This window comes from Bifidobacterium callitrichidarum (assembly GCF_003129905.1).
GTDB classification, from domain to species: domain Bacteria; phylum Actinomycetota; class Actinomycetes; order Actinomycetales; family Bifidobacteriaceae; genus Bifidobacterium; species Bifidobacterium callitrichidarum.
This window is the reverse complement of record NZ_QFFM01000026.1, coordinates 1-16,128: the sequence shown is the minus strand read 5'-3', so window position 1 is coordinate 16,128 and position 16,128 is coordinate 1. Positions and strand designations below refer to the sequence as shown.

The window sequence follows — 16,128 nt, the reverse complement described above, 5'->3', positions numbered from 1 at the left end:
ACACCAACCGGTCTGGGCTCCCCTCAGTCGGCTGTGCCGACAGCTCCCCTCAGAGAGGGGAGCCGAAATGAATCACTCCAGTTCGAAGGTGACGCCGTTGCGGTGGGCCTCGCGTTCGGCCTTGCGCTCGTCGCGGCGTTCCTCGGCGGCCTCGATGCGCTGGATGCGCAGCTGGCGCCAGTCCTCGCGCATGTCGCGGAACCGTTCGAGCAGCGTCGGATCGGTATCGTCGTCAGGCAGGACAGCGGGTTTGGCCGCGGCGGCCCCGGCCGCGCCATCGGCGAGGTGGGCGACGCCCATCTTCAGCAGGCCCAGCAGCTCGCGCAGGGTCTCCGGAATCGGCTCGTCGCCTTCGTCGGCGGACTTGGCGAGCCCTTCGATGCGACGGCGCAGGGCGTCCGCGTCCTCGGGGTCGATCTTGAGTCCGGCGATGAGTGACTGGCGGATGGTCTCATAGTCGAGGTTGGCGAAGAAGTTGAGCTGCTGGAGGGTCATGAAACCCTTGAGCTCGGGGAACCGGTGGACGATGTACTCCTCGCGGTCGTCGGCGGCGCGGGTCCAGTCGCGGGTGAGCTGCGGGTCCCAGCTGGCGGTGATGGAGCCTTCGCGCATGCGGTAGTGGTAGAGGGCCTTGGGCAGACGCACCACGCGCGTGGCCTCGCCGATCACGTTGCAGATGCGGGAGAGGTCCTCGATCTTGCGGCCCACGGGGAAGGCGAACCCGGTGTTCTGGTAGGTGGACGCAGGGGCCAGGAACGCCCAGAAATAGCCGTCGATCTCGGCCTTGACCTGCTTTTTGATGGCCTCGACCGGGGTCAGGACCTGCACTTCGGAGTAGTCGTTGTGACGGTAGCTGGACAGCAGCGGTTTGTCGTTCTCGGAGATGGTGTCAAACTGGAACATCACCAGGTCGGCGTCGTAGTCGCGCATGGCGTCGAGGCAGTCCTGGACCAGCGTGGGGGCCACGGTGTCGTCCGAGTCGGCGAAGTAGATGTACGCGCCGGTGGCCCGTGCGATGCCGGCGTTGCGCGCGTCGGACAGGCCTCCGTTGGGTTTGTGGATGACCTTGATGCGACCGTCCTTGGCGGCCCAGGCGTCGCACATGGCCGGGCAGCGGTCCGGAGAGCCGTCGTCCACCAGCAGGATCTCGAGGTTGGGGTACGTCTGCGCGGTCACGCTCGCCACGCATTCGTCAAGGTAGCGTTCGACTTTGTACACCGGGATGATGATGCTGACCAACGGATCATGTTCCATATATCCAGCGTAACGCCACGATGCGAACGTTCGCCAGAGCGGCGACGGCATTCGGGCGGGGCCGATGGACGGCCGCCGCATCATACGGGACTCTTCGGCGATTCCACGGGCGCCCCACGGCAGAACAGCTGCCGAAAATAGCAGTCTGCGCACCGGCTCCCCCGGTTATCGGGGCGACTGGGTTAGGATTTGCAGGTAAAGGACATGGCAGGAGGTGCGGCGATGCGCAGCGTCAGGGTCGGCGTGGTCGAGGATGACCCGGTGGCATGCCAGCGGATACTGGACTACCTCAATCAATATCGCAGCGAGACGGGCGTGGAGTTCACGGTCGCCGTGTTCGACGACGGCGAGGCCATCGTGGAGCAGTACACGCCCACGTACGACATCCTTTTCCTGGACATCGAGATGGCGCGCCTGGACGGCATGTCCGCGGCGCGCCGAATCCGCGAGCGCGACGATTCGGTGGTGATCGTGTTCATCACGGCGGCCCCGCAGTACGCCATCAACGGATATCAGGTGCAGGCGCTCTCCTATCTGCTCAAGCCGGTGCCGTACTTCGCGTTCCGGCAGGAGCTCAAGCGGTCCATCGATATGGTGCGCCGGCGTTCGGACGGGTCGCTGCTCATCGAGGCCGGCGGGCGCCAAATCCGGCTGGAGCTGGCGGATGTGACGTATATCGAGTCGATTCGGCACACCATCATCGTGCATACGTTGGATGGCAAGCTCTCGGTGTCCGGCACGCTGAAGGACTTCGAGGAGCGGCTGGCCGAGCAGGACTTCTTCCGCTCCAACTCCTGCTATCTGGTGAACCTCAGGCATGTGGTGGGCGTGGACGGTCAGGACTGCGTGATGTCGAACGGCGAACTGCTGCGGGTGAGCCGGCCGCGCAAGAAGGCGTTCCTGACGGCGCTGACGAACTACATGGGTGCGGCCGGGCCGACCGCACGGGCCGGCGTCGGAGCCGGAGCCAGTGGCGTCAGTGTCGGTGCCGGAACCGGTGAGACCGGCGCTGACGAACGGCCGGCAGACGGCCAGACCGCTGCGACCGAGACAGGAGCCGCGTGATGGGCGGGACGACCATCACCAACGCGCTGCCGGACATCCCTCGCTTCTACACGGCCATCTGCGAGTGGATGGCGTGCGTGACGTATCTGCTGGTCATCTACCGGCGCGTGCCACTGTCGCGCACGATCACAGTGGGCGTGCTGGGACTGGCGGGCATGATCGGCATCCAGTACTTCGACGGCGCGATGCCACTGTGGTTCTGGGTAATCGGCATGCTGCTGGCGTTCGGCGGCATGTGGGCCATCGTGCGGTTCGGTGCCGGCACCGGCAATCGCGAGGGCCTGTACATCGCCGCACGCGCGTTCGTACTGGCGGAACTGGTGGCCTCGCTGCACTGGCAGCTGGTCACGTTCCTGCAGTACGGGGTCGGCATGCCGCCCCGGGAACCGTACGCCTCGCTGGTGCTGGTCGTCACGTACGCGATCGGATTCGTGGCGGCGTGGGCGATAGAACGCGGCAACTTCGCGCACGATGCGCCGACCAACACGACCCTGCAGCTTTCGGTGGGCACGGTGGCCATCACCATCGTGACGTTCGCCATGAGCAACCTGAGTTTCATCTCCACCAACACGCCGTTCTCCGGCACCGTGGGCCAGGAGGTGTTCTACATCCGCACATTGGTGGATTTCTGCGGGTTCGCAATCCTCTACGCCCAGCAGGAACAGGCGCGGCGCATGGCGGCGAGCGCCGAACTGGCCTCCATCAACGCGCAGCTCAACAGCCAGCATCAGGAGTATCTGGCGTCCAAGGAGAACATCGAGGCCATCGGACGGCTCGCGCATGACTTGAAGCATCAGATCGCGGCGCTGCGGGCGGAGGTGGATCCGGAGCATGCGGCGGCCGGATTCGAACAGCTGGAGGCCTCGGTCGCGGCGGCCAGCGCGCAGCAGCATTCCGGCAATCCGGTGCTGGACGTGATCCTGACCACCAAGATGCGCACGTGCGCGGACCGCGGCATCACGCTTACGGCGGTGGCGGACGGCAAGCTGCTGGCGGACATGTCGTCGATGGACATCGCCTCGCTGTTCGGCAATGCGCTGGACAACGCCATCGAGGCGACCAGCAAGCTGCCGGACAAGCAGCAGCGGCTCATCCGGCTGGCCCTGTACGGGCAGGGCCGGTTCACGGTGATCCGCGTGGAGAACTACTACGATTCCACGCTCAAGAAGGATTCGACGGGCGCGCTGCGCACCACCAAGCGGGATGCCGCGCGGCACGGGTTCGGCGTGAAGTCGATTCGTCACATCGCCGCGCAGTACGGCGGCGAGGTGACGATTCGCACCGAGGACCACTGGTTCGTGCTGACGGTGCTGATTCCGCGGTAGGCGGGGCCGGGGGGTGCCGGGAAACGGGCGGGCGTCAGAAATCCCAGTCCTCGTCGTCGGTCTCCTCGGCCTTGCCCATCACGTAGGAGGAGCCGGAGCCGGAGAAGAAGTCGTGGTTCTCGTCGGCGTTGGGGCTCAGGGCGGCGAGGATCGCGGGGTTCACATCGCAGATCTCGGCCGGGAACAGGGCCGGGTAGCCGAGGTTCATGAGGGCCTTGTTGGCGTTGTAGTGCAGGAACTTCTCCACGTCCTCGACCAGGCCCACGCCGGAGTACAGGGATTCGGTGTATCCCACCTCGTTGTCGTACAGCTCGTTGAGCAGGTCGTAGGTGTAGTCCTGCAGGTCGGCGCGTTCGGCGTCGGTGAGCTGGGCGATGCCCTTCTGGTACTTGTAGCCGATGTAGTAGCCGTGCACGGCCTCGTCGCGGATGATGAGACGGATCACGTCGGCCGTGTTGGTGAGCTTGGCGTGCGCGGAGAAGTACATCGGCAGGTAGAAGCCGGAGTAGAACAGGAACGATTCGAGCAGGGTGGAGGCCACCTTGCGCTTGTACGGGTTGTCGCCCTCGTAGTAGTCGAGCACGATCTCGGCCTTCTTCTGCAGGAACTCGTTCTGCTCGCTCCAGTCGAAGGCGGCGTCGATCTGCTCGGTGGAGCACAGGGTGGAGAAGATAGACGAGTACGACTTGGCGTGCACGGACTCCATGAACGCGATGTTGGTGTACACGGCCTCCTCGTGCGGGGTGAGCGCGTCCGGGATGAGGGAGACGGCACCGACCGTGCCCTGGATGGTGTCCAGCAGGGTCAGGCCGGTGAACACGCGCATGGTGAGCGTGTGCTCCTCCTCGCTCATCTGCTGCCAGGAGGGGATGTCGTTGGAGACGGGGACCTTCTCGGGCAGCCAGAAGTTGCCGGTGAGGCGGTCCCAGACCTCGAGGTCCTTCTCGTCCTCCAGACGGTTCCAGTTGATGGCCGAGACGCGGTCGATGAGCTTGAGCGGCTTGCGCGGAATGGAAATCGGTGCCATGGGTTTGTTCCTTATGTAGTTGGTGGACGTGACGGGCAGGCATACGTTTTCTGGCTCCCTTCCCTGAGGGGAGCCAAAAAGTGACTCAGAGCATGCAGCTAACGCAGCCGGCCACCTCGGTGCCTTCCAGGGCCTGCTGACGGATGCGGATGTAGTAGAGGGTCTTGATGCCCTTGCGCCAGGCGTAGATCTGGGCCTTGTTGAGGTCTCGCGTGGTGGCGGTGTCCGGGAAGAACAATGTGAGCGAGAGGCCCTGGTCCACGTGCTGGGTGGCTTCGGCGTAGGTGTCCACGATGGCCTTCCAGCCGATCTCGTAGGCGTCCTTGTAGTACTCCAGGTTGTCGTTGGTCATGTAGGCGGCCGGGTAGTAGACGCGGCCGATCTTGCCTTCCTTGCGGATCTCGATCATCGAGGCGATCGGGTGAATCGAGCTCGTGGAGTGGTTGATGTACGAGATGGAGCCGGTGGGCGGCACGGCCTGCAGGTTCTGGTTGTAGATGCCGTCGCGGATAATCGCGGCCTGCAGTTCCTTCCAGTCGTCGACCGTGGGGATCGCGACGCCGAAGCGGGCGAACAGCTCGCGGACAGTGGCGGTGCGCGGTTCGAGCGAGCGGCGGCCGTCGGTGTACTTGTCGAAGTAGTTGCCCTGACCGGCCGGCTTGGCGTACGCGGAGGTCGGGAAGCTCTTGAACGCCTGGCCGTGCTCCACGGCGAGCGCGTGCGAGGCACGGTAGGCGTGGTAGGCCACGGTCATGAAGTACATGTCCGTGAAGTCGAGGCCCTCCTCGGAGCCGTACATGATGCCTTCGCGGGCCAGGAAGCCGTGCAGGTTCATCTGGCCGAGGCCGATGGCGTGGCCCTCCTCGTTGGCGCGGCGGATGGAGGGCACGGCGTTGATGCTCGTGCGCTCGGCCACGGAGGTGAGCGCGCGGATCGCGGTCTCGACGGTGCCGGCCAGGCCGCCGTCCATGGCCTTGGCGATGTTCAGCGAACCGAGGTTGCAGGACACGTCGCGGCCCACGTGGGCGTAGCTCAGGTCCTCGTTGTATGTGCTCGGCTCCTGCACCTGCAGGATCTCGGAGCACAGATTGGACATGGTCACACGGCCCTCGATGGGGTTCGCGCGGTTGACCGTGTCCTCGAACACGATGTACGGGTAGCCGGATTCGAACTGCAGTTCGGCGATGGTGGTGAAGAACTTGCGGGCGTCGATGTAGGTCTTCTTGATGCGATCGTCCGCCAGCATCTCCTCGTAGTGTTCGGTGACGGAGATGTCCGCGAACGGCTTGCCGTAGACGCGCTCCACGTCGTACGGGCTGAACAGGGCCATCTGCTCCTTGCGCTTGGCCAGCTCGAAGGTGATGTCCGGGATCACCACACCCAGGGCGAGCGACTTGATGCGGATCTTCTCGTCCGCATTCTCGCGCTTGGTGTCCAGGAAGCGCAAGATGTCCGGGTGATGGGCGTTGAGGTAGACCGCGCCCGCGCCCTGACGTGCACCGAGCTGGTTGGCGTAGGAGAAGGAGTCCTCCAGAAGCTTCATGACCGGAATCACGCCGCTGGACTGGTTCTCGATGTGCTTGATGGGCGCGCCGAGCTCGCGCAGGTTGCTCAGCAGCAGGGCCACGCCGCCGCCACGCTTGGACAGCTGCAGGGCTGCGTTGATGCCGCGGGAGATGGACTCCATATTGTCTTCGGTGCGCACCAGGAAGCAGCTCACCGGCTCGCCGCGCTGGGCCTTGCCGAGGTTGAGGAACGTGGGCGTGGCCGGCTGGAATCGGCCGGCGAGCATCTCGTCCACGTACGCGATCGCCTGCCGCTCGTCACCGGCGGCCAGTTCGAGGGCCACGGCGGCGCAGCGCTGTGGGAAGTCCTCGAGGTAGCGCTTGCCGTCGAAGGTCTTGAGCGCGTAGGAGGTGAAGAATTTGAAAGCGCCGAGGAAGGTGCCGAACTCGAAGCCGGTGGACTCGGCGTGCTCGTAGAAGCGGTCCAGGAAGTCGGCGGAGTACTGGTCGAACACCTGCGGGTTGTAGTACTGGTGTTCGATGAGGTAGTTCAGGCGATCGGCGGTGGAGTCGAAGGTCACGGTGTTGGGGACCACGTGCTCGGTGACGTACGCGCGTTCGGCGGCCTTGTCCTTGTCGAACTGGATCTTGCCGTCGGCGTCGTAGAGGTTGAGCATCGCGTTGAGCGCGTGGTAGTCGCGGGACGGGTCGTTGGTGCGTTCGGCCGCGGTGGAGGCGGTGTTGTCCAGCGACAGGCCGGTGTTGGTGAAATCAGTCATGGTGATTCGGGGGGGTTGGTAGATGGATGGGTAAGCGAGTCGCCATGCAGGGCGCGCTCGTTTTTCTGGCTCCCCTCTCTGAAGGGACATTGCCGTGAAGCAAGCAGCGGAGCCGTTTGTAGGCGATGTGCGAGACGACAGTCGAGACAGCGAACCGCGAACGAAGTTCGTCCTTAATTGCAGGACAAGCCAAGTTACGAAGCGAAGAAGCGGGTGAGACCGTCTCGTACGGCCGCGGTGTCTTCCGGGGTGCCCATGAGCTCGTATTTGTAGAGGAACGGCACGTGGCATTTGGCGGAGATGATGTTTCCCGCGGCGCAGTACGCCTCGCCGAAGTTCGTGTTGCCCGATGCGATGACGCCGCGGATCCACGCCCGGTTTTCAGGGTCGTTCAGGAAGCGCTTGACCTGGATCGGCACGGCCTTCTTGATCACGCCGCCGCCGTATGTGGGCACCATGATGACGTATGGTTCACGCACGTTGAGCGGCGGATCCGCAGGCCTGAGGGGCACTCGGTAGACGTTGATGCCATGCTGTTCCAGATGGCAGCCGGCCACGAACCGTGCGGTGTTCTCGGATGCCGAGGAGAAGTAGACCAGTGCGCCGATCGGCTCGCCCTGCGCCGCGTATTCGGGAGCGCTGGGAATGGTCCGCGCCGCATCGGCGGGCGTCGTGCGCGCCTCGGATTCCCCCGACGGGGCTATGGATGCAGCGGACGATGCGGCGGCCACGGTCGTGACGCTCTGGTCGGCCGCTCCGGCCGCTGTGTTCGGGCTCACACGGCGACCGCGGCGGTCTCGGTCACAGTGGCCTGCTTGGCGACCTCGCGGATGAGGTCCGGGCGGTAGCCACTCCAGGAGTTGTCCGGCGTGATAACGACCGGGGCCTGACGGAAACCGGCGGCCGTAAGCTGTTCGAGCGTGGAGGGGTTCTCGGAGAGGTCCACGGTCTCGAAAGGCACGCCGAGCTTGGTGAACTGACGCTTGGTGGCCTCGCACTGCGGGCAATGAGGCTTGGTGAACACGGTGACGGTCATGGTGGCTCCCCTTGACGTAGAACAATGAAGCGAACGCCATATTACAACCGCATGATTCGCAAGCAAGCCACTATGGGTAGTAGCGTGTTGCGCCAGCAAATACTAGATGTAGTGTTTTTGTTGATTTTCCGCCGTTTCCGCGAGCCGGCCGGGAGCCCCGCGGAACGACCCGCCCGCCCACATGTGGCATTGTTCACATTTACCGGTTCGCCGACGGCTCGCCGACAAACCCCTCATCGAAAAGCCTGACCGCACACCGCACCGGTAATAATCGAAATTCCGTAAGACTACCCCTCAGTCGGCTTCGCCGACAGCTCCCCTGACAAGGGGAGCCATGGGCGGGGAACGGAAAAGCCCGGCCGGACGCTCACGGGAGACGTCCGGCCGGGCTCGGAGAGGAAGAAGAAATCAGAAGAATCGTTCAGATATAGGTTATGCGGCCTCCTACTTGTTCTTGGGCATGATCCAGAACTTGAGCAGCGGGTAGCTCACCACCACGGCCAGCAGCGTGTTGACCACGGAGGCGATGGTGCCGGCCACGCCGGCGTTCATGCCCCAGCCCTGGCACAGCGCGGTCACGTAACCGGGCAGCACGAGGTTCACCACCACGATCACCACGGCCAGGATCGCGTACTTCCATGCGGCGTCCCTGAAGCTGGAATCGGACTTGAACACCCACTTCATCTGCACGAAGAAGTTCACCACCTGGGCGATCACCTCGGCGAACAGGAAGGTGAGGAAGCCGCCCAGGCCGTTGCCGGACTCCGGGTAGTTGAAGATGAGGAAGTGGAACGGCGTGGTCAGGCCCAGTCCGGCCACGAACACCGCGGTGCCGATCCATGTGACCACGAAGCGGGAGATGGTGGAGATGTTCGAGAGCACGTTGAACAGGATGAACTCCCAAATGGTGGGGTGATCCTTGATCCACCGACGGACAGGTCCGAGCTTCTTGCCTTCGGCAGCGTCGGCGGCGTTGGTGTCAGTCATGGTTGAGCTCCTTTGCGGTGCGTTTGTTGGCGGATTGGTTGCGGAAGAATCCGGCGATGAGTCCGCCGAGTCCGCGGAAGGTGTGGCCGTTGGCGATCTTGACGATGGCGTCCACCATGGCCGAGTCGACCATGCCCTGCGTCATCTTGCTCATGGCGCGCGGCGGCATGTTGAGGATGAACAGCGTGTTGAGGTCCGGCGAACCGGTCTTCTGGCGGGTCTTGGCCTCGCGGCTGGTGAGCGTCCGGGCCACGGTACGGGCCGCGAACCCGCGCGAGTCAACCCAGCTGGAGATCGGGTCGTTCACGCCGAATACGGTGGGCTTGCCGGGGGCGATGACCTCGCGGCCGAACAGCACGGCCATTTCGGCGTCGGTCACATGCTTGACGTCGCCATCAAGGTAGTGGCCCAGTGCCGGGTCGGCGGGGGCGGCGTCCACGTCGCCGGCCACGGCGAACGGCGTGGTCAGCGGCAGGTGCTCGGCATCCGCGCCCACGGCGAGTGTCCAGACGCCGGATTCGATGGCCCAACGGTTGGTTTCGGTATCGAAATGACGGAAGGTGTACCGGTCAAAGTCGATGCGCACGGTCTTCGACTCATGTGCGTCCAGTTCGACCTTGACAAAGCCCTTGAGTTCGCGGGTGGGGCGCAGCACGCCGGCCGTTTCGCCGGTGCCGAGTTCCGTGCGGGAGGGGCCGGCGACGTACAGCTGGGCGACGGTGGCACCGGACACATCGGAATCGTTGGTCACGGTGAACTGGACGCCGGTTTCGTCGGCGGTGAGTCCGGTGTACGTGAACGTCGAATAGGACAGACCGTAGCCAAACGGGAAGCGGACGGGCACGCCGGCGGTTTCGTAGTAGCGGTAGCCGACGAACGGGCCCTCGCGGTAGATGGCGTCGCGGCCGATGGCCGGGTACCAGCCGGAGGACGGGCAGTCGGCGTACGTCAGGGGCCAGGTTTCGGCCAGATGGCCGGACGGGTTGACCTGGCCGGTCAGTGCGCGCACCGTGGCGGAGGCGCCGGCCTGGCCGGACAGGCCGACGTACAGCATGGCGGCCACGGACTCGAACCACGGCAGTTCGACCGGGGATCCGGCCACGAGCACCACGATGACGGGCTTGCCGGTGGCGGTCAGGGCGTCCACGAGGTCGTTCTGGGCCTGCGGGATGGCCATGGTGGAACGGTCGAGGCCTTCGGATTCGCTGCGCTCGTCGAGGCCAATCACGGCGATGACGGCGTCGGTCTCCTGTGCAGCTGCGAGCGCCACGGCTTCGTCGATGAGGGACTGGTTGGCGGCGCCCTGGCGGTCGTAGCCTTGGGCGTAGCCGGTCACGGTGATGCCGGTTTCAGTGGCCGTGGCGGCACGCTGCAGTTCGTTCAGGATGTTCTCTTCGCGGGTGGCGTTCACCTTGGAGGAGCCGGAGCCTTGGAATCGCGGGGTTTTAGCCATGTCGCCGACCACGGCCACGCGGGTGCCGGGCTTAAGCGGCAGGACGGGTGCGGTGGAGTTGGCTGCGGCGGTATCGGCCGCAGTACCGGCGGCGGGCGCGACGGCATCGTTCTTGAGCAGCACAATCGAACCTTCGGCGACCTTGCGTGCCACAGCGTGATGCGCGGCGGCGATGTCGTCCTTGAGCAGATCGTTGCGGCCCACGCCTTCGGTGCGGGTCAGGCGGGCAATCTTGGCCACTTCTGCCGCGCGAGCGCTCAGGTCCGCCTCGGAGAGCGTGCCGGCCTTGACCGCGCCTTCCAGCTCGCGCACGGAGGTGTAGCCGGGGCTGGGCATTTCGAGGGAACCGCCAGCCTTGACCGCGGCCACGGCGGAGTTGGAGCCGCCCCAGTCGGAGACGACCATGCCGTCGAAGCCCCATTCGTCGCGCAGGATGTCCTGCAGCAGGTGCTTGTTTTCGTGCGCATAGACGCCGTTTACCTCGTTGTAGGAGGTCATGATGGTCAGGGGCGCGGCCTCGCGCACGGCGATTTCGAAACCGGTCAGGTAGATCTCGCGCATCGTGCGCTCGTCGATGACGCTGTTGGAAGCCTGACGGCGCAGCTCCTGGCTGTTGACCGCGAAGTGCTTGGGGCATGCGGAGACGCCGTTGGATTGGATGCCGCGGATGAGGCCGGCGGCCATACGTCCCGCCACGATCGGATCTTCGGAGTAGTACTCGAAGTTACGGCCGCACAGCGGGTTGCGCTTGATGTTGAGGCCCGGCCCGAGCAACACGTTCACGTCGAGGTCATGCGCCTCCTTGCCGAGCGCCTCGCCCATCTCCTCGGCGAGCGCCGGATCCCAGGAGTTGGCCACGGTGCCTGCGGTCGGGAAGCAGGTGGCGGGCTTGGAGGCGCCAAGGCCCAGGTGGTCGCCCTCGCCGAGCTGACGGCGCACGCCGTGGGGGCCGTCGCTCATCACGAAACTGGGGATGCCGGCGCGTTCGTTGCCGCGCGAGTCCCATTCGGAGCCGCCGGAAAGCATCGCCGCCTTCTCGGCCACCGAGAGTTCTTCGAGTTCCATCGCTGTCTCGTCCTTCCTTGCACTGTCTGCCGGGCAACTGGCGCATACTGGTCGTTGCGCATGCGTCCGGGCGCGTGCTCGCGTACTGGTTGCGTATCTCTCCAGCGAGACCGCCGCGCCGCTCTGCCGCATGCGATTCGCCGCTAGTCTGATTCAATCAGGTTCACGAGGCCGCGGTGGGCCGCATTACACAACCTGTCGTTTCCCGCGCACGATTGGTCGGAAGGATATGTCGGGGCATGCCGACAGGACTGAGAAGAGGCCGGACGGATGATGAAACGTCCAGCTAGAAGGTCATGAATCGTTGTCTCAACGGTTCTTTGGACGTAGAGCCGCCAGTCTTCTCAGTGCAAAAGGCCGTGTGGCGATCGTTTGAGGCTAGAAGCAGATGTCTTCTAACCTCAAACAGTTGCGAATCGCCGTACTGGAGATTGTTTCGCGCCAGAAGCGTGGATCTCCTATCACGAAACAATCGTGGGTGGCCGTCCCGGACGCTCCTTTGCGTGCGGAAACGGCCTCGTGCACAACCAGGAAGATCACGGCCGGCTTCTTATACGGCCTTGTTCTCTTGCACCAGCTCGTCGTCGGCGAAGGTCATGCCGGGGCGGTATTCGGTCATGTCCGTCTCGTTGATTTCGCGCAGCACGCGGCAGGGCACGCCGACCGCCACCGTGTGCGCGGGAATGTCGTGCGTGACGACCGAGCCAGCACCGATCGTGGTTCCTTCCCCGATGGTGACGCCTGGGCAGATCGTCACGTTCGCGCCGATCCAGCAGTCGTCGCCAATCGTGACCGGGTCGGCGAACATGTACTCGCGCATGGCCGGGTTGATGGGGTGACTGACGGTGGCGATGTTCACGGACGGGCCGAACATGACCCGTTTGCCGATGGTGATGCGGCCGTCGTCGATGAACGAGCAGTTGACGTTGATATACGTACCGTCGCCGATGGTGATGTTCCGGCCGTAGCAGAAGTAGAACGGCGGCTCGATCCAGGCGTTCGTCGGACGGCCGAAAATCGCGTTGATCAGTGTGGCACGGCCGTCCTTGTCTTCCGGTTCAAGGTCGTTGAACCACTTCATCCGGCGTTTGGCGGCCCTCCGGTCTTCGGGTAGCCCTTCGCAATAGTCGGTAAAGAGCTTGCCCTCCGCGATGCGTTGGCGCATGGTTTCCTGCATGATGGTTCCTTTCTTTCGGGTCTTTCGAATCTTTCGGGTGAGGGGCGTGTCAGTCGGACTCTCGCGTCACGTTCCGCAGCCATCGGTAGGTGCGGTAGTGGGCGACGACGGCGGGTATCTTGAGCATTTCGTCGATGTTGAGGATGACGTACACGACCATGACCGGCAGTTGCCAGACGAATGCGGCGAGCATGCCCAGCGGAATCACGATGGCCCATATCGTCACCGCATCGCACACCATGCCGAACCGGGAATCGCCTCCGGCCGGGAAGATGCCGCCCACGGTGATGGAGTTGAGGGCCTTGCCAATCACGTAGTAGGCGCAGACAAGCAGCATGCCGGACAGGTATTCGTTGGCCCGCGCATCCAGCGACGACCAGTGCAGGACCAGTGGGCGGATCATGAGGATCACCGCGCCGATTGCCACGCCGAGGGCCAACGCACTGCAGCACAGCCAACGGCCGACGTGACGCGCCTGGGCGAGGTCGCCGCACCCCATGATGCTGCCAAGCAGGATGCCGCCGCCGGAGCCGAGGCCGGCGCATAGGCAGACCAGCAGGTCCTTAATGATGTTCGCCACCGAGTTCGCGGCCACGGCGTCCGTGCCGAGATGGCCCATGATGATGGTGTAGGTGGCGAATCCGCCGCCCCAGATGATCTCGTTGCCGAGTACGGGCAGGGTGTACCGCCAGTAGTCGCGTTCGAGGACGGACATGGCCAGGCGGATGGCATTACCGGGAATGATGCCAGCGGAACCGTCCGCAGGACCGGCCTTGGGGCCGGCGATGCGATTGGTTCCGGCGGTCTTGGCATCGGTTTTGCATTGTGCTGGTATGGGAAGCATCGTGCGCCATTGCACGCCGGGAGCGTTATGGCGCCTCGAATCCCGCCGAACCTTCCAACAGGACCAGACGCATTCGACCGTACGAGAAACGACCGTGGAAATCGCGACACCGGTCACGCCGAGCCGCGGCATGCCAAGCAAGCCGAACAGGAGCGTGGCACTGACCACGATATGCAGTGCGACGCCGGCAGCGCTGATGGCGGTGCCGGTCCGTGCGCGGCCGGTGTTCTTGAACAGACAGAGGTTGATCTGACTGACGCCGATCAGCATGAACGCGAGCGACGTGACGGAAAGGTAGTGGGAGCCGAGGTCGATGAGTACGGCATCGTTCGTGGTGATGCGCATCAGCAGATGCGGGACTGTGGCGGCCAAGATGGCGAATATAGCTGACAGTGCGATCGTATGCCGCATGACGAACGTGATTACCTGTTGTACGGCACCGACGTCTCCTCTGCCCCAATATTGGGCAATGAGGGTGCTGGTACCGATGGTGAAAGCCATGAGAAACAGGTCGAAAATGAATTGGAATTGCGTGGCAAGGGATACCGCGGATAGGGCGTTCTGATCGACTGCGGCCAGCATGAACACGTCAAAGGCGTTGGACAGGACCAGCACGAATTGCTGGAACGCGATGGGCAGAGCCAATGGGCGCAGCTGACGAGTGAAATCATGGAAAGTCAGCTCGCCGGCCATCATCGGCTCCTCCTATCCTTGTTGTCCGCGTTGCACTTGTTGCGCGCGGCCTGTAACCGCCATCCATTACACAGCAATATCGGACGAAGAAGTACGCAAAAACAGCAGAATCAGCATGATTTTTAGCATTATTTGCTATGTTGGTGATGGCAATGGCTGCGACGCGGACGCTCCTGTCGCACAGTATTCAGGGAATCGATGAGTTATGGCGCTGCACAAGGACGACATCCAGCAGGAAATCGCCGGACCTGATCCGGCACGGCTGCGGGCCGACGGCTCGGAGCGCGTCCGATACGACTATCCCACATTCTTCTCGTATATCCGCGAAGGACGGCTTTCCTCATACCCGCACATGCGCGCGGAATGCCATTGGCATGACGACTGGGAGTTCCTCATCGCCCGGCGCGGGCATCTGACGTATTTCGTGGATGGCGAGCGGGTACGCATCGAGGAAGGGCAGGGCATCTTCGTCAATGCCAGACGACTGCATTACGGGTATTCGGAGGACGGCACGGATTGCGAGTTCCTGTGCGTATTGGTGAACCAGATGCGCGTCGGTGCCACGAAGGACGTGCTGGAGCGGTTCATTCTGCCCATCGGTGGGGCGGATAGGCCGCCATATCTTCTGCTCGATGACGGTGACGGCTATGGTTATGCCCATACGGTTCTGGAGTCATTGGACGCGATGGCGGCCGCGCAGGACGAATACGATGATGCGCCACTGGCCGTGCTGAGCGGATTCTACGCCATTACACGGGCACTGAACGCCATGATGAAGCAAACGGCTTATGCGCACAATGATGTATCGGATGCCGATGCGAACCAACCTTCGACAGACATATCGGCTGATCGTCGCGTACCTGCATCACATCCAGTACATCGCCGTACAGGCAGCCGCCTCACCGCGTTGACTGCCATGGTCGATTTCATACAGGCGAGCTATGCCCGTCCGCTGACGCTGGACATGATTGCATCCGCCGGGGCCGTAAGCCGGAGTACCTGCTCCGCGATCTTCCGTGACTATCTGCATCAATCGCCCATCGACTACGTCACGGACGTTCGCCTGCGAGCCGCCACGGAACTGTTGGAGACCACTGATTTGCCGGTTTCCGCCGTGGCTGCGTGTTGCGGGTTCAATTCGTCGAACTATTTCACCCGTGTCTTCCGCGCCACGCTGGGAGTGGCTCCCCTCGCCTATCGCAAGAGGCAGAATCCGTAGTGCTCATCCGGGTTTCGCGGTCCTTTGGATCCAGGACCGCGTGCCTTCCGTACTGGAAGGACCGCGAATCGGCTTGTTTGCGGTCCTTTGAGTACGGAAAGGACATGTTCCTGTACTGAAAGGACCGGAGACACCCCCGTTCCGATGCTCCCTTGGGACGTGTATCCCTATATCATGGCTCCCCTTGTCAGGGGAGCTGGCCGCGAAGCGGACCGAAGGGTGGTCCCGGCGGGTGCGTTGATGGGTGGCCCATGTGCTTGTCGTGTTTAAAAGGGAACAAAGGAAGCCCCTTGGCGGGTTTCCGTCAAGGGGCTTCATGAAATGTAGTGCGGCGGTGTGCTACTCTCCCACACCCTGTCGGGTGCAGTACCATCGCCGTGCCAGGCCTTAGCTTCCGGGTTCGGAATGGGACCGGGCGTCTCACCTGGGCCATGACCGCCGCAAATCTTCAATTGTCAACCCCGGGGAACCATGTCTCCCGGAGGGGATTGTTCCGTGGCGGCTTGGGAACCGGATAGGGGACGCGATGCTGTTGCCGATTGGTTTTGTGACGTGCCTGACGTTCAATGCTGCCTGGCATGTCCGTTGCGCAGTATTCGGGACCCATCATATTGATGGGATGTGTGTTGTCGTTTCCCCGTTAGTACCGGTCAGCTCCACCCCTCGCGGGGCTTCCACGTCCGGCCTATCGACCACGTG

At 63.5% G+C, this 16,128-nt stretch carries 12 protein-coding genes and 1 rRNA gene; 3 read left to right on the top strand and 10 right to left on the bottom strand.

The window, feature by feature from the left end:
- Positions 1-72 precede the first annotated feature (72 nt).
- On the bottom strand, positions 73-1,254 hold the full coding sequence (locus DF196_RS10710; RefSeq protein ID WP_170115050.1) for a glycosyltransferase family 2 protein: 1,182 nt from the start codon (positions 1,252-1,254) through the stop codon (positions 73-75).
- 204 nt (positions 1,255-1,458) lie between these two features.
- Between DF196_RS10710 and DF196_RS10705 the strand changes: the two genes are divergently transcribed.
- Together DF196_RS10705 and DF196_RS10700 are read left to right on the top strand one after the other, a co-directional pair.
- The gene (locus tag DF196_RS10705) at positions 1,459-2,319 is read left to right on the top strand and encodes a response regulator (RefSeq protein ID WP_476538835.1); all 861 of its coding nucleotides are present in this window, start codon (positions 1,459-1,461) and stop codon (positions 2,317-2,319) included.
- Positions 2,319-3,644 carry an ATP-binding protein gene (locus DF196_RS10700; RefSeq protein WP_109057805.1) on the top strand — a complete coding sequence of 442 codons (1,326 nt, stop codon included), beginning with the start codon at positions 2,319-2,321 and terminating at the stop codon, positions 3,642-3,644. The genes DF196_RS10705 and DF196_RS10700 overlap by 1 nt, the downstream gene beginning before the upstream one ends.
- A gap of 34 nt (positions 3,645-3,678) precedes the next feature.
- On the opposite strand, the gene nrdF is transcribed toward DF196_RS10700, so the two are convergent.
- From nrdF to DF196_RS10660, 8 genes are all read right to left on the bottom strand, one after another.
- Positions 3,679-4,671 (bottom strand): class 1b ribonucleoside-diphosphate reductase subunit beta, encoded by a 993-nt coding sequence (nrdF, locus tag DF196_RS10695; protein WP_109057804.1) that lies wholly within the window; start codon positions 4,669-4,671, stop codon positions 3,679-3,681.
- A gap of 85 nt (positions 4,672-4,756) precedes the next feature.
- Complete coding sequence (gene nrdE / locus DF196_RS10690; RefSeq protein WP_109057803.1) at positions 4,757-6,955, bottom strand: class 1b ribonucleoside-diphosphate reductase subunit alpha; 2,199 nt, start codon at positions 6,953-6,955, stop codon at positions 4,757-4,759.
- A gap of 194 nt (positions 6,956-7,149) precedes the next feature.
- Positions 7,150-7,602 (bottom strand): class Ib ribonucleoside-diphosphate reductase assembly flavoprotein NrdI, encoded by a 453-nt coding sequence (nrdI, locus tag DF196_RS10685; protein ID WP_241519701.1) that lies wholly within the window; start codon positions 7,600-7,602, stop codon positions 7,150-7,152.
- A 128-nt stretch (positions 7,603-7,730) separates the two neighbouring features.
- Positions 7,731-7,991, bottom strand: coding sequence for a glutaredoxin family protein (locus DF196_RS10680; RefSeq protein WP_109057802.1), 261 nt, complete (start codon positions 7,989-7,991; stop codon positions 7,731-7,733).
- Positions 7,992-8,435: 444 nt separating this feature from the next.
- The gene (locus DF196_RS10675) at positions 8,436-8,978 is read right to left on the bottom strand and encodes a GtrA family protein (RefSeq protein WP_109057801.1); all 543 of its coding nucleotides are present in this window, start codon (positions 8,976-8,978) and stop codon (positions 8,436-8,438) included.
- Entirely contained in the window at positions 8,971-11,496 is a 2,526-nt protein-coding gene (locus DF196_RS10670) for a glycoside hydrolase family 3 C-terminal domain-containing protein (RefSeq protein ID WP_109057800.1), read from the bottom strand. Before DF196_RS10670 ends, DF196_RS10675 begins: the two co-directional genes overlap by 8 nt.
- 550 nt (positions 11,497-12,046) lie before the next feature.
- Positions 12,047-12,673 carry a sugar O-acetyltransferase gene (locus DF196_RS10665; protein ID WP_109057799.1) on the bottom strand — a complete coding sequence of 209 codons (627 nt, stop codon included), beginning with the start codon at positions 12,671-12,673 and terminating at the stop codon, positions 12,047-12,049.
- Positions 12,674-12,722: 49 nt separating this feature from the next.
- Entirely contained in the window at positions 12,723-14,213 is a 1,491-nt protein-coding gene (locus tag DF196_RS10660) for an MATE family efflux transporter (protein WP_109057798.1), read from the bottom strand.
- Between the two features lie 202 nt (positions 14,214-14,415).
- On the opposite strand from DF196_RS10660, the gene DF196_RS10655 reads away from it, so the two are divergent.
- Positions 14,416-15,429: an AraC family transcriptional regulator gene (locus DF196_RS10655; RefSeq protein WP_109057797.1), complete on the top strand. Its 1,014-nt coding sequence runs from the start codon at positions 14,416-14,418 to the stop codon at positions 15,427-15,429.
- A gap of 326 nt (positions 15,430-15,755) precedes the next feature.
- Here DF196_RS10655 and rrf read toward each other — a convergent pair.
- Positions 15,756-15,872: ribosomal RNA gene (gene rrf / locus DF196_RS10650) — 5S ribosomal RNA — on the bottom strand.
- Positions 15,873-16,128 lie beyond the last annotated feature (256 nt).

Bases quoted from the DNA above. Each gene is read 5' to 3' on its own strand.
- DF196_RS10675 (WP_109057801.1), bottom strand. From the start codon at position 8,978: ATGACTGACACCAACGCCGCCGACGCTGCCGAAGGCAAGAAGCTCGGA.
- DF196_RS10670 (WP_109057800.1), bottom strand. From the start codon at position 11,496: ATGGAACTCGAAGAACTCTCGGTGGCCGAGAAGGCGGCGATGCTTTCC.
- DF196_RS10705 (WP_476538835.1), top strand. From the start codon at position 1,459: ATGGCAGGAGGTGCGGCGATGCGCAGCGTCAGGGTCGGCGTGGTCGAG.
- DF196_RS10660 (WP_109057798.1), bottom strand. From the start codon at position 14,213: ATGATGGCCGGCGAGCTGACTTTCCATGATTTCACTCGTCAGCTGCGC.
- DF196_RS10680 (WP_109057802.1), bottom strand. From the start codon at position 7,991: ATGACCGTCACCGTGTTCACCAAGCCTCATTGCCCGCAGTGCGAGGCC.
- DF196_RS10665 (WP_109057799.1), bottom strand. From the start codon at position 12,673: ATGCAGGAAACCATGCGCCAACGCATCGCGGAGGGCAAGCTCTTTACC.
- nrdF (WP_109057804.1), bottom strand. From the start codon at position 4,671: ATGGCACCGATTTCCATTCCGCGCAAGCCGCTCAAGCTCATCGACCGC.
- DF196_RS10710 (WP_170115050.1), bottom strand. From the start codon at position 1,254: ATGGAACATGATCCGTTGGTCAGCATCATCATCCCGGTGTACAAAGTC.
- nrdE (WP_109057803.1), bottom strand. From the start codon at position 6,955: ATGACTGATTTCACCAACACCGGCCTGTCGCTGGACAACACCGCCTCC.
- DF196_RS10700 (WP_109057805.1), top strand. From the start codon at position 2,319: ATGGGCGGGACGACCATCACCAACGCGCTGCCGGACATCCCTCGCTTC.
- DF196_RS10655 (WP_109057797.1), top strand. From the start codon at position 14,416: ATGGCGCTGCACAAGGACGACATCCAGCAGGAAATCGCCGGACCTGAT.